This is a genomic window from Devosia sp. (assembly GCF_017744655.1).
Classification (GTDB): Bacteria; Pseudomonadota; Alphaproteobacteria; order Rhizobiales; family Devosiaceae; genus Devosia.
Window position 1 is genome coordinate 300,249 of the sequence record NZ_JAGIAW010000009.1, and the last position, 23,743, is coordinate 323,991.

Annotated in this window: 19 protein-coding genes; 11 read left to right on the forward strand and 8 right to left on the reverse strand. The window is 62.9% G+C overall.

All coding sequences use genetic code 11. The annotated features are described in order from the left end of the window. The first annotated feature begins 27 nt into the window (after positions 1 to 27). The 7 genes from J7557_RS17855 to J7557_RS17885 all read left to right on the forward strand — a co-directional run bounded on the left by J7557_RS17855 (position 28) and on the right by J7557_RS17885 (position 12,498). On the forward strand, positions 28 to 2,520 hold the full coding sequence (locus J7557_RS17855) for a methyl-accepting chemotaxis protein (protein WP_291421386.1): 2,493 nt from the start codon (positions 28 to 30) through the stop codon (positions 2,518 to 2,520). 174 nt (positions 2,521 to 2,694) lie between these two features. After that, positions 2,695 to 3,390 (forward strand): nucleotidyltransferase family protein, encoded by a 696-nt coding sequence (locus J7557_RS17860; protein WP_291421387.1) that lies wholly within the window; start codon positions 2,695 to 2,697, stop codon positions 3,388 to 3,390. Then, complete coding sequence (gene addB / locus J7557_RS17865) at positions 3,387 to 6,407, forward strand: double-strand break repair protein AddB (RefSeq protein WP_291421388.1); 3,021 nt, start codon at positions 3,387 to 3,389, stop codon at positions 6,405 to 6,407. Before J7557_RS17860 ends, addB begins: the two co-directional genes overlap by 4 nt. Further along, positions 6,404 to 9,835, forward strand: a complete 3,432-nt coding sequence (gene addA, locus J7557_RS17870; protein WP_291421389.1) for a double-strand break repair helicase AddA — start codon at positions 6,404 to 6,406, stop codon at positions 9,833 to 9,835. Before addB ends, addA begins: the two co-directional genes overlap by 4 nt. A 79-nt stretch (positions 9,836 to 9,914) precedes the next feature. Continuing rightward, positions 9,915 to 10,238: a thioredoxin gene (gene trxA, locus J7557_RS17875; protein WP_035084460.1), complete on the forward strand. Its 324-nt coding sequence runs from the start codon at positions 9,915 to 9,917 to the stop codon at positions 10,236 to 10,238. A 148-nt stretch (positions 10,239 to 10,386) separates the two neighbouring features. Beyond that, positions 10,387 to 10,710: a thioredoxin gene (trxA, locus tag J7557_RS17880; protein ID WP_291421390.1), complete on the forward strand. Its 324-nt coding sequence runs from the start codon at positions 10,387 to 10,389 to the stop codon at positions 10,708 to 10,710. Positions 10,711 to 10,827: 117 nt separating this feature from the next. Next, positions 10,828 to 12,498, forward strand: coding sequence for a glycoside hydrolase family 3 N-terminal domain-containing protein (locus J7557_RS17885; protein ID WP_291421391.1), 1,671 nt, complete (start codon positions 10,828 to 10,830; stop codon positions 12,496 to 12,498). Between the two features lie 6 nt (positions 12,499 to 12,504). On the opposite strand, the gene J7557_RS17890 is transcribed toward J7557_RS17885, so the two are convergent. The 6 genes from J7557_RS17890 to rpmI all read right to left on the reverse strand — a co-directional run bounded on the left by J7557_RS17890 (position 12,505) and on the right by rpmI (position 19,270). Beyond that, the gene (locus J7557_RS17890; protein WP_291421392.1) at positions 12,505 to 13,800 is read right to left on the reverse strand and encodes a folylpolyglutamate synthase/dihydrofolate synthase family protein; all 1,296 of its coding nucleotides are present in this window, start codon (positions 13,798 to 13,800) and stop codon (positions 12,505 to 12,507) included. A 119-nt stretch (positions 13,801 to 13,919) separates the two neighbouring features. Beyond that, a complete protein-coding gene (gene pheT, locus J7557_RS17895; protein ID WP_291421393.1) occupies positions 13,920 to 16,343 on the reverse strand; it encodes a phenylalanine--tRNA ligase subunit beta in 2,424 nt (807 codons plus the stop codon). 11 nt (positions 16,344 to 16,354) lie between these two features. Further along, on the reverse strand, positions 16,355 to 17,398 hold the full coding sequence (locus J7557_RS21510; protein ID WP_367272911.1) for an ASCH domain-containing protein: 1,044 nt from the start codon (positions 17,396 to 17,398) through the stop codon (positions 16,355 to 16,357). 6 nt (positions 17,399 to 17,404) lie between these two features. Continuing rightward, positions 17,405 to 18,535 carry a phenylalanine--tRNA ligase subunit alpha gene (gene pheS, locus J7557_RS17905; protein ID WP_291421394.1) on the reverse strand — a complete coding sequence of 377 codons (1,131 nt, stop codon included), beginning with the start codon at positions 18,533 to 18,535 and terminating at the stop codon, positions 17,405 to 17,407. 113 nt (positions 18,536 to 18,648) lie between these two features. After that, on the reverse strand, positions 18,649 to 19,050 hold the full coding sequence (gene rplT, locus J7557_RS17910; protein ID WP_291421395.1) for a 50S ribosomal protein L20: 402 nt from the start codon (positions 19,048 to 19,050) through the stop codon (positions 18,649 to 18,651). 19 nt (positions 19,051 to 19,069) lie between these two features. After that, positions 19,070 to 19,270 (reverse strand): 50S ribosomal protein L35, encoded by a 201-nt coding sequence (gene rpmI, locus J7557_RS17915; RefSeq protein ID WP_291421396.1) that lies wholly within the window; start codon positions 19,268 to 19,270, stop codon positions 19,070 to 19,072. A 287-nt stretch (positions 19,271 to 19,557) separates the two neighbouring features. Here rpmI and J7557_RS17920 point away from each other — a divergent pair, with 287 nt between their 5' ends. Next, positions 19,558 to 19,869 (forward strand): hypothetical protein, encoded by a 312-nt coding sequence (locus J7557_RS17920; RefSeq protein ID WP_291421397.1) that lies wholly within the window; start codon positions 19,558 to 19,560, stop codon positions 19,867 to 19,869. A gap of 54 nt (positions 19,870 to 19,923) precedes the next feature. Here the strand turns inward: J7557_RS17920 and J7557_RS17925 are convergent, their stop codons facing one another. After that, the gene (locus tag J7557_RS17925; protein ID WP_291421398.1) at positions 19,924 to 21,438 is read right to left on the reverse strand and encodes an MFS transporter; all 1,515 of its coding nucleotides are present in this window, start codon (positions 21,436 to 21,438) and stop codon (positions 19,924 to 19,926) included. Between the two features lie 85 nt (positions 21,439 to 21,523). On the opposite strand from J7557_RS17925, the gene J7557_RS17930 reads away from it, so the two are divergent. Beyond that, positions 21,524 to 22,066 (forward strand): TetR/AcrR family transcriptional regulator, encoded by a 543-nt coding sequence (locus J7557_RS17930; protein WP_291421399.1) that lies wholly within the window; start codon positions 21,524 to 21,526, stop codon positions 22,064 to 22,066. Here the strand turns inward: J7557_RS17930 and J7557_RS17935 are convergent. Beyond that, positions 22,063 to 22,914 (reverse strand): glycosyltransferase family A protein, encoded by an 852-nt coding sequence (locus J7557_RS17935; protein WP_291421400.1) that lies wholly within the window; start codon positions 22,912 to 22,914, stop codon positions 22,063 to 22,065. The genes J7557_RS17930 and J7557_RS17935 overlap by 4 nt on opposite strands. A 116-nt stretch (positions 22,915 to 23,030) precedes the next feature. Between J7557_RS17935 and J7557_RS17940 the strand changes: the two genes are divergently transcribed. Together J7557_RS17940 and J7557_RS17945 are read left to right on the forward strand one after the other, a co-directional pair. Then, on the forward strand, positions 23,031 to 23,450 hold the full coding sequence (locus J7557_RS17940) for an Hsp20 family protein (protein ID WP_291421401.1): 420 nt from the start codon (positions 23,031 to 23,033) through the stop codon (positions 23,448 to 23,450). A gap of 17 nt (positions 23,451 to 23,467) precedes the next feature. Continuing rightward, positions 23,468 to 23,743: DUF1150 family protein (locus tag J7557_RS17945; RefSeq protein ID WP_291421402.1), on the forward strand; the 276-nt coding region annotated here is incomplete at its 3' end.

Below are 23,743 nucleotides of genomic sequence, written 5' to 3' on the forward strand. Positions count from 1 at the left end.
CGGGCGTGCGCCCTTGCGAGGACACAGATGCGCCGCTTCTCCCTGCCGATTGCCCGGAAACTGCCCCTGGCCCTGCTTGGCTCCGCTCTTCTGGTCAGTGTCGGCGTCGGCCTGGCGAGCTATCTCATCGGCTCCCAGGCGCTGCGGGCCTCGGCGGAAAACACCCTTTCCACCCTCGCCTCGGAACGCGCCCGCCAGGTCTCCTCCTATATTCACGGCGTCGAGGAAGACCTCATCGCCACCTCGCGTTCGGCCGATACGCAGCAAGCCCTGCGCGACTTTGCCGGTGCCTGGCTGCAGTTCAAGGTCGATCCGACCGCTGAAGTCCGCAAACTTTACGTCGACGACAATCCCAACAAGGACAATCTGTCGGCCCTCGACACGTTGGGCACCACCGGCGCCTATGACGTCACGCATACGCGCTTCCATCCGGTTTTTCGCAACAAGGCGACCGCTCGGAGCTATCGCGACTTCTACCTGATGGATCTGAAGGGCTTTGTCGTCTACTCGTTGACCAAGGGCCAGGAATTCGGCACCAGTCTTGCCGAGGGCAGCCCTCTTGCCTCGACCGGCCTTGGCCGCGTTTTCGCTGGGGCGGTCGCCATCGAAAACGACAATGACATGGCCTTTGCCGATTTCGAGCCCTATGCCCCGGCCGCAGGCCTTCCCGCGAGCTTCTTTGCCAAAGCGGTCTTCAACGCCCAAGGCCGCAAGATCGGCGTCGTCGCCTATCAGCTCCCCTCCACCGTCCTTGATGGCGTCGTGGGTGACCGCACTGGCCTTGGCGAAAGCGGCGAAGTCATCGTCGTCGGCTCCAACGGCCTTCTGCGTTCGGACTCCATCTTTACCCCTGACAATGATGCGCTGGTCACCGGCTTTGCCGGTCCCGTGCTGAATGCCGCGATCGCGGGTGCCCACACGATCGGGGAAACCACCGACTATCGCGCGACCCCGATGCTGGTCGCCAGCGCGCCGATTGCCACCAAGGGCGAGCCCTGGGCCGCCGTCGCCGTCATGGCTCAGGACGAGGTCCTGGCCCCCGTCGCCGAGATGCGCAACATGATGCTGGCCATCGGCGCAGGCCTCCTCGCTGTTGTGGCCGTCCTGAGCCTCCTCTTCTCGCGCTCCATCACCAAGCCGATCACCCGCCTCACCGGCACGATGGAAACCGTCGCATCCGGCGATTTCGATGCTGACGTCCCCGGCACCGCCCGCAGCGACGAGCTGGGCGCCATGGCCCGTGCAGTGGAAGTGTTCCGCGAGAACGGTCGCAAGATCAGCCAGTTGACCGAAGCCGAAGCCGCCCAGGCCCTACGCAACCAGGCCGAGCGCGCCGAGATGATGGTGACGCTGCAGCGCGCCTTTGGCGATGTCGTGGAAGCTGCCGTCTCAGGCGATTTCACCCGCCGCGTCGAAGCCAAATTCCCTGATACAGAACTCAATACGCTCGCCCGCTCCGTCAATCGCCTCGTCGAAACCGTCGACCGCGGCCTTTCTGAAACCGGCTCCGTCCTCTCGGCGCTGGCCGACACCGACCTCACCCACCGCGTCAATGGCGACTATCAGGGCGCCTTTGCCCGCCTCAAGGACGACACCAATGCCGTGGCCGAACGCCTCGGGGACATCGTCGGCCAGCTCCGCGCCACCTCCGGCACGCTGAAACGCGCTACCGGCGAAATTCTTTCGGGTGCGAACGATCTGTCCGAACGCACGACCCGCCAGGCCGCGACCATTGAAGAAACCTCGGCCACGATGGAGCAGCTTGCCTCAACCGTGCTCGACAATGCCGGCAAGGCGGAAGCCGCCAGCAAAAAGGCCCGTAACGTCTCCCAGGCCGCCGAAGAGGGGGGCGAGGTAATGAATGAGGCGACCAAGGCCATGGATCGAATCACTGCCTCCTCGGCCAAGATTTCCAACATCATCGGGCTGATCGACGACATCGCCTTCCAGACCAATCTGCTTGCCCTCAACGCCTCGGTGGAAGCTGCGCGCGCCGGTGAAGCCGGCAAGGGTTTTGCCGTGGTCGCGGTCGAAGTGCGTCGCCTCGCCCAATCCGCCGCCAGCGCCTCGGCCGACGTCAAATTGCTCATCGAGCAGTCGGCCAGCGAAGTGAAAGGCGGCACCCAGCTCGTGGGCGCTGCGGCCGGAAAGCTCGCCGGCATGCTCGACGCCATCCGCGAAAACACGGCCGACCTCGAAGCCATCGCCCGGGGCAGCCGCACCCAGGCGTCCGCCATTGAGGAAGTCACCATTGCCGTCCGCCAGATGGACGAAATGACCCAACACAATGCGGCCCTTGTCGAAGAAACCAACGCTGCCATCGAACAGACCGAAGGCCAGGCCGTTCGCCTCGACGAGATCGTCGAGCAGTTCACGGTTTCCACCCATCCAGTGCGCGAAGCCGAAACGACCCGCAGCATTAGGGGGATGCAGGACAAGCTGAAGTCCGTTGCCAACACCTATCTGCGCCGCAGTAGCGGCAATGCTGCGCCAAAACTGGAAGACTGGTCGGAATTCTGACATCACGCCGTAGCGCCGCCCGGCACTCGCCGACCCGCAAACTTGCACTGTGTCATCCCCGCGAAAGCGGGATCTCCGTTTTGAAATGGGGCTTTCCGCTTTCGCGGGAACGACACAGCGGCGAGAACGGCAACCACACTGGACAACCACCCCCCTGCCCGGTTCTATCCCCGCATGGATACCCCCGAGCGATTCCCTGACGTGATGCTGCTGGCCGCCGGCCTCGGCACCCGCATGCGCCCCTTGACCGACACGCTGCCAAAGCCGCTCATTCCAGTGGCCGGCATACCGCTTATAGAGCGCGTTATCGGCAATGCCAGGGCGGAAGGGGCAAAGCGATTCACCGCAAATGCCCACTATCGCGCCGATCAGGTTCTGGCCCATTTCGGCGGTCTCGTAAAAGTCAGCCGCGAGGACGAACTTCTGGGCACCGGCGGCGGCGTGAAGCGAGCTTTGCCCATGCTTCATTCCGATCCCTTTTTCGTCATGAACACAGACGCCTTCTGGCCCCAAGGCAGCGACCAGCCGCTCAAGCGCATGATAGCCCGCCATACGGGCCCCGAAGACATCGTCATGCTCTGCGTCCAGCCCCGCCGCGCCACCGGGTTTTCCCGCAGCCACGATTTCTGCCTCGCTCCCGATGGCCTCGTCACCCGCGACTATGGCGCTCCGGTCATCTATGGCGGCGTGCTGCTGCTCGGCCGCGAAATCTTTGCCGACACGCCAGACGGAGAACTCTCCCTCTATCCCCTCCTCGAAGCCGCACTCGAACGTGAAACGCTGAAGGGCGTCGTCCTCGACGCGCCCTGGTTCCATGTCGGCGATCCCACTGGCCTCGCCGAAGCCGAACGCCTTTTGGGCGCTTCATGAGCATCTTTTCGATTGCACCGCATTCCCCCTTCCTCCCCACCCTGGCGGAAGCGGTCATGGACGGCCGTTTGCTTGGCGATTGGCCCCGCGACAATCCGTTCTGGCTCAGCGATGTCACCATCATTCTGCCCACCCAGCGCGCCCGACAGGCCCTGGCGGAAGCATTTTCCAGGCATTCCAGCTTCACCGGCCTCCTGCCCGATATCCGCACCTTTGGTGGCGACGAGGGCGACGAAGAGCCGTTCCTGCCGCCCTTCGATGCGCCACCAAGCCTGCCGGCCGCGACGACGCTGGAACGCCGCCTGATCCTCTCGCGGCTCGTTGCCGCCTGGGCCCATAGCCCCGCCGGTGGGCAGGCGTTCTCGACGCCACCGACCGCAGCGGAAATCTTCTCCATGGCCGACTCGCTGGCCCATGTCTTTGACGACCTCGCTATTGCTGAACGCGGTCCGGGAGAATTGCGCGCCCTTGGCGATCAGCTCGGCCCGGAACTTGGTGCCTATTGGCAGCAGACTCTCACCTTCCTCGATATCGCCCTCTCCGCCTGGCCGCTGATGCTGGAGGACAGAAAGCGCGCCGACCCGTCGCAGCTCCGCGGCGCCCGGCTCGACCGGCAAGCCGAAGGCGCGCCGCTGATCTATGGCGATCGTCCCGTCATCGCCGCCGGCTCCACCGGCTCCATCCCAGCCACCGCGCGCCTCCTCAAGGCCCTCGAACGCCTGCCGCGTGGCGCCCTCGTCCTGCCGGGCCTCGACACGACAATGTCGTCCGACACCCATGCCGCCCTCCTCGACCCCGATCAGAGCCCCCACGGCCATCCGCAATATCACCTGGCAAAACTGCTTCGCACCCTAGGCGCCGGCCCGGCAGAGGTGATCGAACTCGCTCCAGCCGAACATCCCCGCACCCCACTTCTCCACCGCGCCCTAGCCCTGACCTCGGAAACAGCCCTCTGGGCCGAGCAGCGCCCCGAGGCAGAAACCCGCGACGCCGCGCTCGCCGGCGTTTCGGTCATCGCCGCACGCCACGAGGACGAGGAGGCCCGGGCCATTGCCATCGCCGCACGCGATGCCCTCGCCAACAAACAGACTGTCGGTATCATCACGCCCGACCGGAATCTCGCCCGCCGCATCGCCGCCGAACTCTCGCGTTTTGGCGTGGTCGTCGACGACGCCGCCGGTGCGCCGTTGTTTCAGTCGACCATCGGCCGCCTCGCCCGCCAGATTCTCACATTGGCCGTCAATCAATGCGCCGCCGTCGACCTCATCTCGCTCCTCCGCAATCGCGCCAGCCTTTTCGGCCGCAGCCGCGCCGAGATTTCCAACCTTGCCGACGATATCGAACTGGCCCTGCTGCGCGGCCAAAGACCTGGCCCCGGGCTTGACGGCCTGCGCGCGGCTCTGGCCGAACACATCATCGAGCCCCCGAAAGGTGCAGCGCGGCGCCTCCACGAGTCCCGCGCCCCGGCAATCCTCGCGCTGCTCGACGACATTTCCGCTGGCCTCGCCCCGCTCACCCGGCTTCTCGCCACCCCGCTGATCCGTGCCGCTGATCTGGCCGGCGCCATTGTCAGTGCGGTCGATCGTGTTGCCGCTGGTGCCCCGGTGCGCGGACGCGATGAGTTGCAGGCCTGGGCCGATGAAATGGCCAAGCTGACGGGCGAGGGCCATGCTTTCGCCCCCGCTGGGCTCGATGCCGTGCTTTCCGCCCTTATGCAGGGTTTTCAGGTGCGCAACCGGCTCGATAGCCGCAAAGATATCGCCATCTGGGGCCAGATCGAAGCGCGATTGATGTCGCCCGATCTGATGATCCTCGGCGCCCTCAACGAAGACATCTGGCCCGAGCCCGCCGATCCCGGTCCCTGGCTCAGCCGCGGCATGCGCCTCGCCACCGGCCTCGAGCCGCCCGAACGGTTGCAGGGTCTCGCCGCCCACGATTTCGCCCAGGCCATGGGCAATGCGGATGTCATCATTGCCTATGCCGATCGCATCGGCACCAGCCCGTCGCTACCCTCGCGCCTCGTACAGCGGCTCGATGCCTTTGCCGGCGAGGACGCTGCCAAAGCCATGCGCCAGCGCGGCCGCGGCTGGATCGAAGCCTCCCGCGCTATCGACGCTGTCGACACGATAACTCCGGCCGCTCGCCCGTCGCCCAATCCGCCCGCCGGCATCCGCCCGCGAAAACTCTCGGTCACCGAGGTCGAGACGCTGATGCGATCGCCCTATGATCTCTATGCAAAACACGTCCTGAAACTGCGCCAGCTTGATCCCTTGGGCGACGTGCCCGATGCGCGCGAGCGCGGCACCATCATCCACGATGCCTTTGCCCGCTTCGTCGAGGAGGGGCACGACCCCACCGCGACCGACGCCTTTGAGACACTCATTGCCATCGCCGCCGACGCCTTTTCCGGCCTTGAAGCCATCGGCGAACGCCGCGACATCTGGCTCAAGCGTTTCGGCACCGCCGCCGGGCAGTTTTTGGCTTTTGAGCGCGAGCGCCAGCCCCGCGTGCGCCAGCGCCATGCCGAAATCAAAGGCAAGATGCCGCTTCACCTCGCCGAAGCCTTTGAAATCACCGGCCAGGCCGACCGCGTCGACGAGATGACCGATGGCACCGTGGAGATTCTCGATTTCAAGACCGGCTCGCCGCCCACCCCGGCGATGATGAAAGCCTTTGAGGCGCCACAATTGCTGATGGAAGCCGTCATGACCCAGGCCGGCGCCATGGAGGGCATCACCGCTGCCCCGACCAGCGCCCTCACCTATGTGAAGATCGGCCTCGGTCCCGAGGCTTTTGTGCCTTCGGCCTTCAGGGCGTCAGAAGGCATGCCGCTGATGGAAGCGGCAGACGAGATCAATCGTCGCCTGCAAAGCCATATCGACCATTTCCTCTTCCGCGATACCCCCATGCCGGCGCGGCTATTGCCGCTCGCCGGCCAACGCTTTGCCGGTCCCTATGACCATCTGGCGCGCGTCGCCGAATGGACAAGCGTCGATGGTGGGGAGGACGAGGCATGAGCACAGAACGCGGAAAGTTAGTTGTCCCCTCCGACACCAGCCGGTCGCAAAGCCTTGCCACCGATCCCAGCCATTCGATCTGGGTGGAGGCGAATGCCGGCTCGGGCAAAACCTTCGTGCTCACCCGCCGCGTGCTGCGGCTACTACTGGCCGGGGTAAAACCCGAATCCATCCTCTGCCTCACCTATACCAAGGCAGCCGCCGCCGAGATGCGCAAGCGCGTCTCCCAGCAACTGGCCGAATGGGCTGTCATCGAAGAAGGTGAACTGCGCAAGAAGCTGACTGACCTCCTCGGCACGCCGCCCGATGCCAAAACTCTCCACGCCGCCCGCACCCTTTTCGCCCGCGCCCTCGAAACCCCCGGCGGATTGCGCATTCTCACCATTCATGCCTTTTGCGAGGCGGTGCTGCATCGCTTTCCCATCGAAGCCGGGGTCCCCTTCGATTTCTCGGTGATCGAGGAAGACCAGCAGGTCCAGCTCGTCCTCGCCGCCCGCGAAAGTGTGCTGGCCGACGGGCTTCGCGGGGGCGCTAATGGCCAAGCGGTCGAAACGCTGTTTCAGCTCCTTAGCGATCACCATATCGGCGAAGCCATCGGCGCGGCGCTCTCCAAAGGCGCGCGGCTGAAACCGCTTCTGGCCGACCCTGAAGGCGCCAAGGCGCGCTTGAAACGCCTTGCGGGCACCGGCAGCGAGAGTGCGGCCGACCTCATCGAAATCACGGTGCGCGATACGCTCCTGACACCCGACGTCCTGCGCCATCTGATCTCGTCACTGGGCGGCAATCCCCATGGCCACCGCAAATGCCTTGATGTCCTTGCCCGACTCGATCCCGAGCGCCCGGATAAAGACACGCTGCACGCCGCGTTCTTCACCACCGAGGGAAAACCCCGCACCAATCTCCTCACCAAGACCGAACGGCACGCCCATCCGCACCTGTTCGAGCTCCTGACCCGGGAACAGGACCGTCTTATTGCGCTCGACGAAAAGATCCGCGGCGCCCGCCTCGTCGAGCGCAGCAATGCCGTGCTCGACATCCTGGTCGCCATTGCACGCCGCTATGAAAACGACAAGCGCCGCCGGGCCCTGCTCGATTTCGACGATCTCGTCACCCGCCTCGGCGATCTCCTCGACAATCTCGAGATCGGCCCCTGGGTGCAGTACAAGCTCGATGCCGGCATAGAGCACATCCTCGTGGATGAAAGCCAGGACACCAATGACCAGCAATGGCGCGTGGTAAAGGCTCTGGCCGCCGAATTCTTCGTCGGCGAAGGCGCCGCGCGCCGCCCGCGCTCGGTCTTCGCCGTGGGCGACCAGAAACAGTCGATCTATTCGTTCCAGGGTGCACAGCCTTCCCTCTTTGGCACAACCGGCTACGATTTCGCCCGCCGCGCGGAAGCGGCCGAAATGACCTTTGCCCGCCTGCCCCTCCACACCAGTTTTCGCACGCTCTCGGGCATTCTCGACGCCGTCGACAAGGTTTGCGCCCGCTCGGACATCCAGTTGGCTCTCCTCGCCGCCGATCCTGTACTGCACACTGCCGCCCGCAGCCAGCCGGGCGGCTCCGTTACCCTCTGGCCACCGATCCAGGCGCAAAAATCCGAAGCCGGCGATGGCCAATGGCCGCTCGAACCGCTGGAAGCCGAACAAAGCGCCGCCCGGCAAGTCGCCATGCGCATTGCCCGCGAAATCAGAAGCTGGATCGACGACCGGCGCCCGCTGACCCAGCGCGGCCGCGCTGTTACAGCCGACGACATTCTTATTCTCGTCCAGTCGCGCAGTGCCCTGTTCCAGGAAGTGATCCGCGCCCTGCGCCTCTTTCACGTGCCGACCCCTGGCGCCGACCGGCTGGCCGTCACCGGCCACATCGCCGTGCTCGATCTCCTGGCGCTGATCGACGTGCTGCTCAATCCAGCCGACGATCTGCAACTCGCCGCGCTCCTCCGCTCGCCGCTCTTCGATTTTTCCGAGGACGATCTCTATAATCTCGCCAGCACTCGCGCCGACCGGCAGACCCTCTGGTCCGCGCTTCTCGCCTCGGCTCAGCCGGCGGCCCGCGCCGCTGCCGAACGCCTCACAGTCTGGCGCGCCAATCTCGACTTTGAACGCCCATTCGAGTTCTTGACGCGGGTTCTCTATGCCGATCAGGGCCTAAAACGCTTCCATGCCCGGCTCGGCACGGAAGTCGACGAAGTCATTTCCGAATTTCTGGAACTGGCGCTCAATCACGAGCAGAACGCACAACCCTCGCTGCAGGGTTTTGCCGCCGACATGCGCCAGCGCGATATCTCGATCAAGCGTGAGTTGGCCGAAGGCGGCGGCGGCGTTCGCGTCATGACGGTGCATGGCGCCAAGGGCCTTGAAGCGCCCGTGGTCATCATGGCCGACGCTGCGAGCAAACCCGCCGCAAAACAGGTCGGCAGCCCGATCTATATCGTCTCCGACAATCCGGGCCCGCTCCTCATCCACGCCTCCAACAAGGCCCAGCACGTCCCGGCCACGCTGGAGATCAAGGAAAAGACCGACGCCAATCTGGCGCAGGAATATTGGCGCAAACTCTATGTCGCCATGACCCGCGCCGAAGACGAACTCTACGTGACCGGCGCCCTGACCCAAAACGGCAAGCTCGATGGCACCTGGTATGAGGCCATAGAATCGGCCCTTTCGGACAAGGCCGAAATTGTGGAATCTTCATACGGCACCTCCGCCCTCGTCTATCCCATCGTTCGCCCGCAGCCGGCGGCGATTGCAGGCGACGCGGCCATCAGCGCGAAACCTGCGCGCTGGGTTGAGCCTCAGCCCTTGCCCGCCTTTGTCCCACCGGCCACCACGTCTCCCTCCCGCGCCCATGAAACCCGCAGCGATGAACCCGCGCTCGCCACCGCCGCCGAACGCGTGCGCGACGCCGAGACGGCGAGAAAATCCGGCATCGCCCTTCATGCCCTGTTGCAGCATCTGGGCCGGATCGATCGTGGCCTCTGGCCAAGGGTGATTCCCCACGCCCTCGAAGTGCTGTTGCCCGACATGCCGAAGGAACAGGCGCGCCTCGCTCCAAAAGCCCTGTCCATTCTCGATAGCCTGGAATTCGCCTATCTCTTCGGGGCGGACAGCCGCGCCGAAGTGCCGTTTCTCGTCGACGTTATTCGCGACGGGGAACCCATCCGCCTCTCGGGGCGTATAGACAGGCTTGTAGTTGACGACCACAGCGTGTTGGTGATCGACTACAAGTCCGACGCAACGGCGCCGAAAACGCCTGTCGACGTACCTCCGAGGTACGTTACGCAACTCTCGCTTTATGCGCTGGTTGCAAGCCAGCTGTTCCCCGGCCGGACCGTTCGCGCGGCAATTCTGTGGACCGAGTTGGAATCATTGATGAATTTGCCGTCTGAGCTTCTCGAACAAGCGCGTGGGAATTTCACCCTCAAGTGAACGATCTTGTCCTAAGGCTGGACTCTCACCAGCTTTGGGAGCAAACAACCCACCGCTTTCAACCCAAAAGGCACAATAAATGACGAAGCACGTTTCCGACGCCACGTTTGGCGAGGAAGTCCTCAACTCCCAAGAGCCCGTTCTGGTTGACTTCTGGGCCGAGTGGTGCGGGCCCTGCCGGGCGATCGCCCCCGTCCTTGATGAGCTCTCCCAGGAACTCTCGGGCAAGGTGAAGATCGTCAAGCTCAATGTCGACGAAAACCCGTCGACCACCGTGAAGTACGGCGTCCGCTCCATCCCGACCATGATTCTCTTCAAGAACGGCGAAGCCGCCGACATGAAGATCGGTGCCGGCACCCCCAAGGCTGGCCTCACCAAGTGGCTCGAAGGCCACGCCGCCTAAGAGTGAGCGATATAACTAATGCAAAGCACCGCCGGACCTGTCCGGCGGTGCTTTTTTGTTTGGCGGCTCAAAAGCATAAAACGCCATTTCTTCCCTCGGCCGGCAATCGCGCCTAACTTCATCGCCCATAGCCGATGAAAGGTGACCCATGGCCCTCCATGTCAGCGACAGCAATTTTACCGCCGAAGTTCTTGAATCCGACCGTCCGGTGCTCGTCGATTTCTGGGCCGAGTGGTGCCCGCCCTGCAAGGCCATGGCGCCCACCATCGACGCGCTCGCCGAAGAGCTGGCTGCCGATTTCAAGATCGTCAAACTGGACGTCGACTCCAATCCCGGAATCACTGTCGCCTACAATGTTCGCGCCATGCCGACGCTGATCATCTTCAAGGATGGCGCGCCGGTGGACGTGAAAGTTGGGGCGGGACAAAGCCGCGTCCAGCTCATCAAGTGGTTGGAATCGCACGCCGCATGAGCCCTCTCCCCGCTCCATAGATTCGCCTCACAAACCCGTGAGGTTGGGCAGTGGCAGAGCCCAGCAGGCTCTGCTAGCACTATCGCACCCTATGACTGCCCGTCTGGAGAGAATGCCTTGGCCCCTATCGACTTGTCTGCAGCGCCCTTCAACCTCGACGACGAGGCCATCGCCTGGGTGCATGCGACCCGGGACGGTCTTGCCCCGCGCGACAAGCTGGCCCAACTTTTCGTGCTTCTCGTCCGCGGCCCAGTCGACGACGCTCTCGAAGCGGTAAAAGCCTTCCGTCCCGGCGGCATTACCCGCATCTATTCCGATGATCTCGCCAGCGAAATCAGCTTTGCCCGCCAGCTCGACACCGCTGGCCCCGCGCCCATGCTGGTCAGCGCCGATCTCGAAGGCAGCCGCATGAGCCTGCCTTTCGGCACCTCGGTGCCAAACCCGCTCGGCCTTGCCGCCGTCGACGACGTGGAAGCGACCACCGCCATCTCCACCATCATGGCCGAGGAAGCGCGCGCTGTCGGGCTCAACTGGAGTTTTACCCCGGTCATCGACATCAACGCTGCCTGGCGCAGCGCCATTGTCGGCACCCGCTCCTATGGCAGCGACATCGACAAGATCGAACGCCACGCCCTGGCCCAGATCGCCGCCTTTCAGGCCAATGGCGTCGCCGCGACCGTAAAACACTGGCCCGGCGAAGGTTATGACGACCGCGACCAGCACCTCGTCACCACGATCAATCCGTTGACCATTGCTGAATGGGAAGAACAATTCGGTCGGCTCTATCGCTCGGCCATCGATGCCGGCGTTTTGAGCGTCATGTCTGCGCACATCGCTTTCCCGGACTTTGTGCGTGAGCTTGATCCTGAAGCGACCTCGGAAGCCTTCCGCCCGGCTTCGCTGAGCCGCCTCCTCAACGAAACCCTCCTCCGCGAACGCCTCGGCTTCCAGGGCCTCATCGTCTCCGATGCCACCCCCATGGCCGGCCTCGGCGATTGGGGTCCACGCGATGAAACCCTGCCCGAACTGGTTATCGCCGGCTGCGACGTTATCCTGTTCTCGGACGATCCCAATGGCGACCTGATGCGCCTCGTCAAAGCCGTAGCCGACGGCCGCCTGACGCAGGAGCGTGTCGACGAGGCGGTTACGCGCGTACTGGCCCTCAAGGCAGCGCTGGGGCTCCACAAGGAGCGTCCCGAGCCTAATCTCGATACGGCCAGCCGCATCGTCGCGACGACGGAAAAACTCGCCAAGGCGAAAGAGGTGACGGCGCGCATGCCGACGCTGGTGAAGGACACGGCCAATCTGCTGCCGCTGTCTCCCGCAAAATACAAGCGCGTGCTGATCTACTCGACCGGCGCCGTGCAGCCCTTCGCGCCCATGCCGATCCCGCTCTCGCTGCCCGATCGCCTGACGCAGGAAGGCTTTGAGGTGACCGTTCACACGCCGGACCTCGCCGTCCGTGCTGCTGATTACGACCTCGTGCTCTATCTTCTCGCCGAGGAAACCCTCCTCACCCGCAGCCGCATTTTCCTCGATTGGAAGCGCCTCACCGGCTCGGTCTTCGGCGCCATGCACCGCCACTGGCACGAAGTGCCGACGTTGATGGTGTCGCTCGGCTTCCCCTACTACCTCTACGACGCGCCGCGCGTGTCGACCTATATCAACGCGTATGGCTCGAGCGATGCGATCCAGGAGGCTGTTCTCGACACGCTTCTCGGCCGGGTGCCTTTCACCGGCACCAGCCCAGTCGACCCGTTCTGTGGTAGTGAGCAGGCGAAGTACTAAAGCCGATCAGTTCGGCGGCGTGCCGTTTTTCGCGAGCACGTCGCCGGCCAGATAGAGCGATCCACAGATCAGCACCCGGGCATTGGGCACCTCCGCGGCCGCCTTCAGCGCCATCACGATCGAGCGCAGTGGCCGTGCATCAAAGCCGACATCGGTCGCGCGAGACACGATGTGTTCCGCCGGATGAGCGTTCTGCTCGCCCGGAATGGTCAGCGCCAATACCTGCGGCTTGAAGTCACCAAAAGCTTCCAGAAACTCGCCGGGATCTCGCGTATTCATCATGCCCATAATCAGCACCAGCGGCGCCGGACGGGCACGATCGAATTCGACAATGGTCCGCGCCAGCGCCTTAGCGCCATGCGTATTGTGTCCGCCATCGAGCCAAAGCTCATGCCCCGCCGGCAGCATTTCCCGGAGCTTGCCCTCACGGATCGGCTGCATGCGCGCCGGCCAGGTTACTTTGCGCAAGCCTTCGGCAATCGCCGTTTCATCGGCCGGCAATTCAAAGTGCCGCGCCGCCGCAATGGCCAGGGCTGCATTGTCGAACTGGTGCGGGCCGAGCAGCGCCGGCGGCGGCAGATCGAGCATGCCAGCCTCGTCGGTATAGACGAGCCGTCCATCCTGCGCCGACCCATGAAAATCCTCGCTCTGCCAGAGCGGCGTGATCCCCAGCCGATGCGCCGCGCGCTCGAGCACCTTGTGCCCTTCGTCGCGCTGGATACCCATCACCGATTTGGAGCCGCGCTTCAGAATGCCGGCCTTGTTGGACGCGATCTCGGCAATCGTCTTGCCCAGAAAACCCTGATGGTCGAAATCGACCGGCGTGATGATCGTGCCCAACGGATGTTTTACGACATTGGTCGTGTCGTAAGTCCCGCCCATGCCGGTTTCGAGCAGCAGAAAATCGGCCGGCGTCTCAGCAAAAAGCTTGAATGCTGTCACCGTCGTCACCTCAAAGAAGGTGATCCCGGCCCCGGCATTGATCGCTTCCACCTCTTCCAACGCGGCATTGAGTTTTCGGGTGGAAACCAGCTCGCTCGCCAGCCGAATGCGCTCGTTGAAGCGCACAAGGTGGGGCGAGTTATAGACATGCACCTTCTTGCCCGCCGCTTCGAGGAAAGCGCGGAGATAGGCAATCGTCGAGCCCTTGGCATTGGTCCCCGCCACATGGATCGTGGGCGGCAGGCGATCCTGCGGATTGCCCAGCTTTTCCAGGAGCGGCAGCATACGATCGAGACTGAGATCGATCAGTTTCGGATGCAGCCCAGACAGGCGTTTCAGAATGGCGTCGGTACGGGACACTGGTTTGTCTCCAATGCAAAAGCACCCACGGAACTGCCATCCCCGCGAAAGCGGGGACCTCCGTTTCGAAACAGAGATTCCCGCTTTCGCGGGAATGACACCGTAGATGGACGAGCGAACTACTTCCGCAGTTCGCCGCCGGTCGTCTTGGTCACGGCTGCAACAATCGCAGAGGACACCTTTTCGATGTCTTCATCGGTCAGCGTGCGGTCGCGCGGCTGCAGGGTTACTTCGATGGCTACGGACTTCTTGCCCTCGCCGACGTGCACACCTTCAAAGACGTCGAAGATACCGACATCGGTGATAAGCGCCTTGTCCGCACCCTTGGCCGCCCGCAGGATCGTCGCTGCCGCAACGCCCTTGTCCATCACGAAAGCAAAATCGCGGGAAACCGGCTGGAACTGGCTCAAGTCAATCGCCGGCTTGGTCTTGGTCGCCTTCTTGCGCGCTTCCGGCAGGGCATCGAGGTCGATTTCGAAGGCTGCAACCGGCCCCGAAATATCGAGCTCCGCCGCCAGCGCCGGATGCAGCTCGCCGAACCAGCCGAGCGTCACTTTCGGACCCAGCGCAAACCGCCCGCCACGACCCGGATGGCTCCAGCTCGCAGCTTCTGGCAGCACCTGCACTTTGTCGACATCGACACCCAGCGCATCGAGCACCGCAGCAAGATCGGCCTTGGCATCCCAAACAGAAACGGCCTCGGCCTTGCCCGACCAATGGCGACCAGCGCCATCGATCTTGGCGGTGCCGGTGCGCACGCCCGAAGCATAGGTGTGCTGGCCTTCGGGCTTGTCGGAGAGGAATATCTGGCCGACTTCGAAGAGGCTCACATCGGCGAAGCCGCGATTGGCATTGCGCCGCGCACCGGCCAGCAGGCCCGGCAACAGCGATGGCCGCATGTCGGTCATGTCGGAGGCGATGGCATTGGCGAGCTGCCGATCTTCCGTACCGCCGCCAAAGCGCGTGGCTTCGGCATTGGAAATGAAGGACCACGTCACAGCCTCATCAAGACCGCGCGAAGCCAGAACGCGACGGGCAATGCGACGACGGTTCTGGATGGTGGTCAGAATACGCGGTGCCACGTGGTTGAGACGCGCCAGCGGCTCCACCGGCACATTGTCGACGCCAACCATGCGCATGACCTCTTCGACGAGGTCAGCCTTCTGGGTGACATCCGGGCGCCAGCTCGGCACCTTTACCGTGCGCTTGTCGCCCGAACCCTCGGCGACGAAACCGAGCGCTGCGAGAATAGCTTCGATCTTCTCCGGCGACACTTCGAGGCCCGTCAGACGGCGCACTTCGCCGAGCGGGAATTCCACCGTGGTGTTGGCAAAGACGTCTTCGCCCGAGATCGCCGGCTCCATCGGCTCGCCGCCGCAGAGTTCGAGCACCAGGCGCGTCGCCAGTTCCATGCCCGGTTCCGTAAGAGCCGGATCAACCGAACGTTCGAGACGATAGCGCGCATCGGACACAATACCGGTCTTGCGACCGGAGCGCGCGATCAGTTCCGGGTCCCAGCTCGCGCATTCCATGAAGATATTGGTGGTCTCGTCGGTCACGCCCGAGCGAATACCGCCCATGATGCCGCCGAGGCAGAGCGGACCCTTGTCGTCGGCGATAACCGTCATGGTCTCGTCGAGCGTATAGATCTTGTTGTCGAGCGCATCGAACTCTTCGCTGCGCGCATTGCGCAGCACCATGGTGCCTTCGACCTTGTCGGCGTCATAGGCGTGCAGCGGCCGGCCCCAGCCGAGCGAGACGAGGTTGGTGATATCGACAATGGTGTTGATCGGACGCAGGCCCACCGACCGCAGGCGCGCCTGCAGCCAGTCCGGCGACGGGCCGTTCTTCACATTGGCGATATAGCGCCCGGCAAACTTCCGGATCGCCTTGGGCTCATCGCCCGAAAACTGATGCGGCAGCGGCGCAATCGGGCTCTTGCCCTTGGATGGCACCGGGGAAAAATCGGTCGTCTTCAGCGTGCCCAGGCCAAAGGCGGCGAGATCGCGCGCCACGCCGTAGACACCGGTCGCATCGCCGCGATTGGGCGTGATGGAGATATCGAAAACCACGCCATTGATGCCAGCATAGTCGACATATTTTTGGCCGATCGGCGCATCGTCGGGCAGGGTGATGATGCCGTCATGGTCGTTGGAAAGCTGCAGCTCGGCAGCCGAGCAGAGCATGCCGTTCGACGGTGCACCGCGAATGACGACGCCACCCTTCAGCTCAAAATCCTTGCCCGGAATATAGGTGCCGGGGAAAGCGAAGACGCTCTTCATGCCCGTCTTCACGTTCGGCGCGCCGCAGACAACGTCGATCAGTTCGCCGGTCCCTGCATCCACCTTGCAGATATTGAGATGGTCGGAATTGGGATGGGGCTTGGCCTCAACCACATGGGCAATGACGAACTTTTCGAGCGCCTTGCCTTGGCTTTCAATGCCTTCCACTTCAAGGCCGATCATGGTCAGCGCCTTGCCGATCTCTTCGGTCGAGGCCGTGGTCTCGAGATGTTCCTTGAGCCAATCAAGCGTGAATTTCATGTTTTGGGACCTTAGCGGAAGTCACTCTTGCTGCCGTTGATCGGCGGCAGCGCGGACGAAAGTTGAAAGAGTTCGACGAGCACATTGGCAAAGCCGCGGGCATCGTCGATGGCTCGGTGGGTATGGGGAATATGGCCATAAAATTCGGCCGGCAGCTTGCTCATGCCCCAATCGAGATAGGGCGCGCCGCGCAGCGTTCCGGCCATGGTGTAGAGGCAGACGCCGCCCCCGCGAAAAATCTGACGCCCCTTGAAGGGACCGCTCAGCGCCCGCGTGCCGGCATATTCATCGAGATAATGGTCCATCCAGAGACCATCGAAAATCATCGGTGCGGCGACAAAAACCTTGGGGCCGGGCAGGCTTTCCACCCAGTCGGCAAAGCGCGGCATGACAATTGCTGGGTCTTCGGCACCCTCGGTCGCCGCCTTCCAGGCCTCGGGCTGGGTCTTCCACCAGTCCATGGTCATTTCGTTCTGTGTGCGGTTAGCCTTGGGCTTTAGCACGGCCTCGAACTCGCCATGCCGCGTGCCGTCAGCTTCGATAGCCACCGAAGCAAAGCTCAGCATGGAATTGTGCAGCGGCGTCGGACCATCGGATTCGATGTCGGTCACGACAAAGATCGGCCGCGCCACGCGATTGTAGAGTTCACGGCCCGCCGGCAGCACCGTCACCAGCCGGAATTTTTCACATACAACCTGCATGTCTGGCGCAAAGCCGCCAGTGCGCGAGAAGTAAGCCTCGTGCTCCGTGCGCCATTTGGCGTAGGGACCTTCGCCTTCAAGGTCGGTGAAGCTCGGGTCGACGGCATCGAAGGCCATGATCTCGATCGACAGCGTCTCGATCACCGCCGCCGGCTCGCCCGCGCCGTTGAGCACGACATCGCGCCGCCCGACCACGGGCATGGCTTCCTTGCCCTCCTCATAGTCGCGCAGCGCCCCGCAGGTCGCGGTCTTTTTGCCGGCGAGCACCAAGCCAAGCAATTCCTCGTTGAGCTCCGGCGAGTCGCCGAAGCTGAAGGTGATGGCATTGGCATATTCGGGCGGGAGCGCGGCCATCTCAGCTTAGCTCGAAAGCCCACCAAACAGCGTCGGCAGATCGAGCGGGCGGAACCCATAATGCTCGATCCAGCGCTGGTCGGCGTCGAAGAAGGCGCGAAGGTCGGGCATGCCATATTTCAACATGGCGAGGCGATCGATGCCCATGCCCCAGGCAAAGCCCTGGTAGACGTCGGGATCGAGACCGGCATTGCGCAGCACATTGGGATGCACCATGCCGCAGCCCAGAATTTCGAGCCAATCATTGCCTTCGCCGATCTTCACTTCCGACCCCGAGCGGTCGCACTGAACATCGACTTCCATCGACGGCTCGGTGAAGGGGAAGAAGCTCGGGCGGAAGCGCAGGGTAACGCTCGGGACCTCGAAGAACGCCTTCAGGAATTCTTCGAGCACCCAGCGGAGCTGGCCAATGTGCGAATCCTTGTCGATCACGAGGCCTTCCACCTGGTGGAACATCGGCGTGTGCGTCTGGTCACTATCATTGCGATAGGTGCGGCCGGGCATGACGACGCGGATCGGCGGATCCTGCGATGGGGTCAGGTAGGACGCAGCCGGCTTTTCGTTGGTCTTCTGCATCACACGTACCTGCACAGGCGAGGTGTGAGTGCGCAAAACCTTCTTCACCCCGTCCGGGCCGGGCTTCATGAAGAAGGTGTCGTGCATTTCGCGCGCCGGGTGACCCTCGGGGAAATTCAGCGCGGTGAAATTGAAGTAGTCGGTCTCGATATCCGGCCCTTCGGCAATGGCAAAACCCATGTCCGAGAAGATGGCGGTGATTTCGTCGATGGTCTGCGAAATCGGGTGGATGCGGCCCTTGGCGGTCGGCGCCGGCGGCAGCGGCAGGGTCACATCGACAGTCTCGGCCTTGAGCCGGGCCTCGAGCGCTGCGCCCTTCAGTTCCACGCTGCGCGCTTCGATGAGGCCAGCAATATCGTTCTTGAGGCCGTTGATCGCCGGGCCCGCGCTTTTCCGGTCTTCTGCAGCCATGGAGCCCAAAGTACCGAGCAGGGCCGAGACGGAACCCTTCTTGCCGAGGGCCGCGACACGCACGGTATCGAGCGCGGCTTCGGTGTCGGCAGTGGCGATCGCAGCGCTCAATTCGGCGCGCAGGGTTTCAATCTGGGTTTCCAAGGACATGGGGAGCTCTCGGTGAAAATTCAGGTGCGGTTAGACCAAAACAAAACGCCCCGCGCCAGCCCCTTTCGGGGTGGCGCAAGGCGCAATTTCGACCTCAGCGAGGTAGGTTTAGCTTAGGCGGTAACGCGGGCGTGGGTAACGGTGTCCACGTCTGCAAGATACGCCAGAGCAGCCTTGGCCTTGGTGACCAGGGCGCCGAACGCTTCGGGCTGGGTGATCGCGAGATCGGACAGCACCTTACGGTCGACGGCAACCTCAGCCTTGCTGAGGCCGTCGATAAATCGGTTATAGGTCAGGCCGTATTCGCGCACGGCAGCGTTGATACGCTGGATCCAGAGAGCGCGGAAGTTGCGCTTCTTGACGCGACGATCGCGATACGCGTACTGGCCGGCCTTTTCGACGGCCTGCTTGGCGATACGGATCGTAGACTTACGACGGCCATAATAGCCCTCGGCGGCCTTCAAGACCTTCTTGTGACGGGCGTGGGCGGTTACGCCTCTTTTTACGCGTGCCATTCTTTAGTGTCCTTCCAGCTTAGCGGTTGTACGGCATGTACCACTTCACCAGATTCGCGTCGCCCTTGGACAGAATCTTGGTGCCGCGGTTGGTGCGGATGTACTTGGCGTTGTGGCTGATCAGGCGGTGGCGCTTGCCGGCGACGCCGGCCTTCACCTTACCCGTAGCGGTGAAGCTGAAACGCTTCTTGGCGCCGGATTTGGTCTTCATCTTGGGCATTTTGCGGGTCCTTATTGGTCTTAACAGGCTCTTGCGAGCCCATCGCTTTCAAAGACCGCCACGGCATGCCTTTTGGCCGGGCGATCCGGAGATGGCGCTCTATAGGGGGAATGACGGGTAAAGGCAAGGGCCTCTGGCGCTGGTGCGTGCCTACGATTGAATGCGCAGATGGATCACACACAAATCAGTGTTCCACCTTACCGAACATTCATGAAACCCGACAACGGTCTCAGGCGTAGTCCTGCATGCTCCCAAAAAGAGCAGTAAATTCCAAACAGGAGACTATCATGCGTCTTATCAAAGCTGTTGCCGTTGCCGCAATCCTTGCCACCTCTGCCGGCGCCGCCATGGCCAACCCTTTTGATACCAATGTTTCGCTGCAGTCGCTCGACGATGCCAGTTATGCCACGGTGCTGACGGTCAACCCGGCCGAGGCCCGTTCGCTCGCCATCGACGTCGACGTGGCCGCGCTGCACCAGCGCATCAAGAACAATCCGGCCATCAGCCGTTCGATCCAGGAGCAGGGTTTTACGCTGAACCAGATCGTTGGCATTGATGGGAGCGACGACGGCGCAAGCGTGACGCTTTACGCGCTCTGAGCGCGGCGTTCATCTTGAAAGCGGGCGGCCAATCGGCCGCCCTTTTTCTTGCGATCAATGCGCTGTTGCCGTGGCATCAGCATCGCGATAGTGCCGCAGCGCGACAAAGACCGCGACAGCAAGCAGGCCGATCAGGCTCGCCGCACTCAACAACACCATGCCATGGGCATCCGAAAACGCCATTCGCGCGGCTTCGACCAGCGGGGCACCTGCGGCCCCGAGCTGTTCAGCCGCATACATGGTTTCCCCGATCGAGTGTGCTGCCCCCTCGGGCAGGTTCTGCGCCAGATCGGCAGGGATGCGCAGGGCGCTCGAATAGCTTGAGGCCAGCAGCACGCCGAAGAAGGTGATGCCCAGGCCCGCCCCCAGTTCATAGCCCGTGCCTTCGAGCGAACCCGCAACACCAGCCTTTTCCGCAGGGGCGCTCGACATGATGGCGATCGACGATGCGGTGAGACCTATGCTCAGGGCAAGCCCGAGTGCGACCATCAACAAGATCACGCCAAAACCGGGATTGTGAAAGTCGCTGAACCCCAGCCCAGCCAGGCTCAGCGCCGCAACCGCCAGCGAAACCACAGCCACTATACGTAGCCCCGCATAGCCCACGGCAAGGCCGGCGAGCGGTCCGCCAATGCCCGAGGCAATGACCAGCGGCAGCATGAAAAGACCGGCTTGCAGCGGGCTATAGCCGACAACGAACTGCAGTTCCTGCGCCACCGTCAGCTCAACGCCTGCCAGCGAACCGCAGACCACCAGGGCCATGACCATGCCCATGCTGATCGCCGGGCGGGAAAAGAGGCTGAGGTCGAGCATGGGTTCGGCAGCCCGCATCTGCTGGCGCACGAACCAGGCGAGAAGGCCGATGCCGGCAACAAGGGTGATACCAGTCACCGCGGGCGAACTACCCGCTTTGAAGCCGGATTTGATGGCATAGACGGTCGCAATCAGACCGGCGATCAACACCAGTGCCTGGCCGATGGTCCAGTTGCCGCTGGCGGTCACCGCGCGCTTGGGAATGACAAAGAAGGCCAGCGGCCAGACCACCATCATGACAGGCACGTTGATGAGGAAGACAGAACCCCACCAGAAATGCTCGAGCAAGGCGCCGCCGGCCAGCGGGCCCAATGCCGCGCCGGCCGATCCGACCGTACCCCAGAGGCCCAACGCCAAGGCGCGTTCCCTCGAATCCTCAAAGGTCTGGCGAATGATGGCCAGCACATTGGGCATGATCATCGAGGCGCCAAAGGCTAGGGCCACGCGGGCGCCGATGAGCGTCGCGGCATTTGGTGCAAAGGCGGCAAAGACGGACGCGGCCAAAAAGACCAGAAGGCCGGTAAGAAGCATGCGCCGATGCCCGACGCGGTCGGCCAGAGTGCCCATGGGCACGAGCAGACCCGCCATCATCAGCGGGTAGATATCGATGATCCACAGAATCTCGGTGCCACTCGCGCCGAGGGCCAGCGTCAGGGAGGGCACGGCGATGTGCAGGATCGTCATGTCGATGACGACAGGAAGAAAAGCCAGCATGACGGCCAAAAGCACCAGCCAGCGGTTGCGCGGGGATGACATTTTCAGTTCCTCTTGGCAGACAAGCCTATCGCTGCCGGATGGCTGGCTATATAAATCCGTCTGGACGGATTGAAAAGAGGGCGTTATGGGCCGAAAACAGACAATTGATCGCGGCGCCCTGCTCGATGCAGCCGAGCGCGTAGTGCTGCGGGACGGCGCGGGCCAGTTGACGATGGATGCCGTCGCCGCCGAAGCCGGCGTGAGCAAGGGCGGCGTGCTCTATGCTTTTCCCAGCAAGGACGCGCTGATCGACGCGCTCTTCACCCGTGCCTTCGCGGCCATGGATGCGATCGGTGACGCCTTTCTGGCTTCAGCCGGCGATACACCGGAAAACCGGGTGCGGGCCCATGTGCTGGGCAGCAAGGGGGCAAGCGAACTGGTCACCGAACGCTCGCTGGCCCTGATCGCCAATTTCATGCGCTCGCCGCAATATCGCAAAGGCGCCCAGGACTATTATGCCGAAGTCATGAGCCGGCTCGACCTGACGACCTCGGCAGGCCGCCGCGCGCGCCTGGCGCTGCTTGCGGTCGAAGGCGCAGCCACCCTGCGCGGTTTCGATTTTTATCCGATCAGCGAAAAGGACTGGCAGGACATCCACGCCGACGTTCTTGAGCTTTTGCTCGACTAGGCGCGCGCCGCTTTCAGCATCGGTTCGATGTGATTTTCGAACAGCAGGCCCGGCTGCTCCGCCAGCGCCGCATTGTAAGCCGCCTCGGCTGCCAGCGACACGCGCAGGAATCGCGCGACACCAGCCACATTCACCGCCGAAAGCCCATAGAAGCCGGCTTCGAGCCGCCGCAGGATTTCGGTTTTACTGGCAATCATCCCTGCCGCCACATCCTTGCCATTGCTCATCGAGCCATCGCGCTTGATGTAGTCATGCAGCGGCGTACCCAGATGCATGGAGAGCGGCGCCCTGCCATAAAGCTGCAGCAGCAATTCCAGGTCCGTCATATTGCTCAGCGTCGGATCATAGCGGGCGTCGGTCTTCGTCCGATCCCAGACCACCATGGAATCCATGGAAAGGCTCACCCATTTGTGCTCGCCCGGCGTCAGTTCCCGGTCGGGGCCATCGCCGACATAGCGCAGGTGATCGAATTCCATCGTCATGACATCGAGCGCTGTCGTCACGATCGCATGGTTTTGTAGCGCCGCGACGGCCAGTTCCAGCTTTTGCGGTTTCAGGCGATCATCGGCATCGAGAATGGCGACATAGGGCACGGTCAACTGTTCCAGCGCCACGTTTCGCGTCCGTGACGCACCGGTGCCCGTGCCGCCACTGGTCATGAAAACCTGCCGCTCGTCGCGCAGGCCCTGCCCATCGAGAAACGCCGCATAGTCGAACCCGTCATCGGCAATGACAAAATGCTGCCAGTCCGCATGGGTTTGGGCGAGCACGCTTTGCACCGTGGTGGGCAGGGTGTCCTGGGCCCGAAAGGCAGGAGTGATGACAGCGACGGTCTGGGACTGGCTCATGAGAGGCCTCTCAGGCTTGAACAGGCAGGCCATAGGACCCATATCTGCGTCAGCCTGTCGATGCCAGAACTTTGGGTCGACAGTATTCGTTGCTTGCTTGAACAAGGACGGCGTAGATGTCGCGTATATCGGTCTTTTCCGCGCCTTTTCTTCTCGGCTTTGACAGCTTTGAGGAAAGGATCGATCGGCTTGCCCGGTCTGCGGACGGCTACCCCCCTTACAATATCGAGCGCACCGTCGGCGAAGACGGGTCGGAACGCTTCATCATCTCCATAGCGGTTGCCGGGTTCTCCGAATCTGAGCTGGAAGTGATGAGCGAGGACAACCAGCTCAATGTTCGCGGAAAGCAGAAGGATGAGCCGGGGCGGGAATTCCTGCACCGGGGCATTGCCGCCAGGCAATTCCAGCGCACCTTCCTCCTCGCCGATGGAATGATCGTGAAAGATGCAACTCTGAGCCATGGCATGCTCGTTATTGCTCTTGAGCGTCCTCGCGCGCCCAAGCTTGCCCGCCGTATCGACATTCGCTCGCTGTAAAGGAAAGGGCCAAAAAAATGATGGATAGACGCAATACCGACGCCGTTCCGGCCGATGTGCACCCGCTTCGGCACCTGACCGAAGCCCAGTTCGCTGCCCTTGGCGGCAGCGCGGTGGCCTATATCAAGCCGGTCTCCGGCCTCGTGCTCTCGCACATGATCCACGACGCAGAATTCAACGACACCGAGCTTTATCAGCTCGTCATGTCCGCCGACGGCACGCCGCTGATGGTGGCCGATACGGAAGATGCCGTCACCGAATGGCTCGGCGACAAGAATCTGGGGCTTGCAACT

What these genes read in the sequence shown, in the direction of transcription:
- trxA (WP_291421390.1), top strand. Translation starts at nt 10,387, where the DNA reads ATGGCCCTCCATGTCAGCGACAGCAATTTTACCGCCGAAGTTCTTGAA.
- rpmI (WP_291421396.1), bottom strand. Translation starts at nt 19,270, where the DNA reads ATGCCCAAGATGAAGACCAAATCCGGCGCCAAGAAGCGTTTCAGCTTC.
- pheT (WP_291421393.1), bottom strand. Translation starts at nt 16,343, where the DNA reads ATGAAATTCACGCTTGATTGGCTCAAGGAACATCTCGAGACCACGGCC.
- rplT (WP_291421395.1), bottom strand. Translation starts at nt 19,050, where the DNA reads ATGGCACGCGTAAAAAGAGGCGTAACCGCCCACGCCCGTCACAAGAAG.
- J7557_RS17930 (WP_291421399.1), top strand. Translation starts at nt 21,524, where the DNA reads ATGGGCCGAAAACAGACAATTGATCGCGGCGCCCTGCTCGATGCAGCC.
- J7557_RS21510 (WP_367272911.1), bottom strand. Translation starts at nt 17,398, where the DNA reads ATGGCCGCGCTCCCGCCCGAATATGCCAATGCCATCACCTTCAGCTTC.
- J7557_RS17935 (WP_291421400.1), bottom strand. Translation starts at nt 22,914, where the DNA reads ATGAGCCAGTCCCAGACCGTCGCTGTCATCACTCCTGCCTTTCGGGCC.
- J7557_RS17940 (WP_291421401.1), top strand. Translation starts at nt 23,031, where the DNA reads ATGTCGCGTATATCGGTCTTTTCCGCGCCTTTTCTTCTCGGCTTTGAC.
- J7557_RS17855 (WP_291421386.1), top strand. Translation starts at nt 28, where the DNA reads ATGCGCCGCTTCTCCCTGCCGATTGCCCGGAAACTGCCCCTGGCCCTG.
- J7557_RS17925 (WP_291421398.1), bottom strand. Translation starts at nt 21,438, where the DNA reads ATGTCATCCCCGCGCAACCGCTGGCTGGTGCTTTTGGCCGTCATGCTG.
- trxA (WP_035084460.1), top strand. Translation starts at nt 9,915, where the DNA reads ATGACGAAGCACGTTTCCGACGCCACGTTTGGCGAGGAAGTCCTCAAC.
- J7557_RS17860 (WP_291421387.1), top strand. Translation starts at nt 2,695, where the DNA reads ATGGATACCCCCGAGCGATTCCCTGACGTGATGCTGCTGGCCGCCGGC.
- addA (WP_291421389.1), top strand. Translation starts at nt 6,404, where the DNA reads ATGAGCACAGAACGCGGAAAGTTAGTTGTCCCCTCCGACACCAGCCGG.
- pheS (WP_291421394.1), bottom strand. Translation starts at nt 18,535, where the DNA reads ATGTCCTTGGAAACCCAGATTGAAACCCTGCGCGCCGAATTGAGCGCT.
- addB (WP_291421388.1), top strand. Translation starts at nt 3,387, where the DNA reads ATGAGCATCTTTTCGATTGCACCGCATTCCCCCTTCCTCCCCACCCTG.
- J7557_RS17920 (WP_291421397.1), top strand. Translation starts at nt 19,558, where the DNA reads ATGCGTCTTATCAAAGCTGTTGCCGTTGCCGCAATCCTTGCCACCTCT.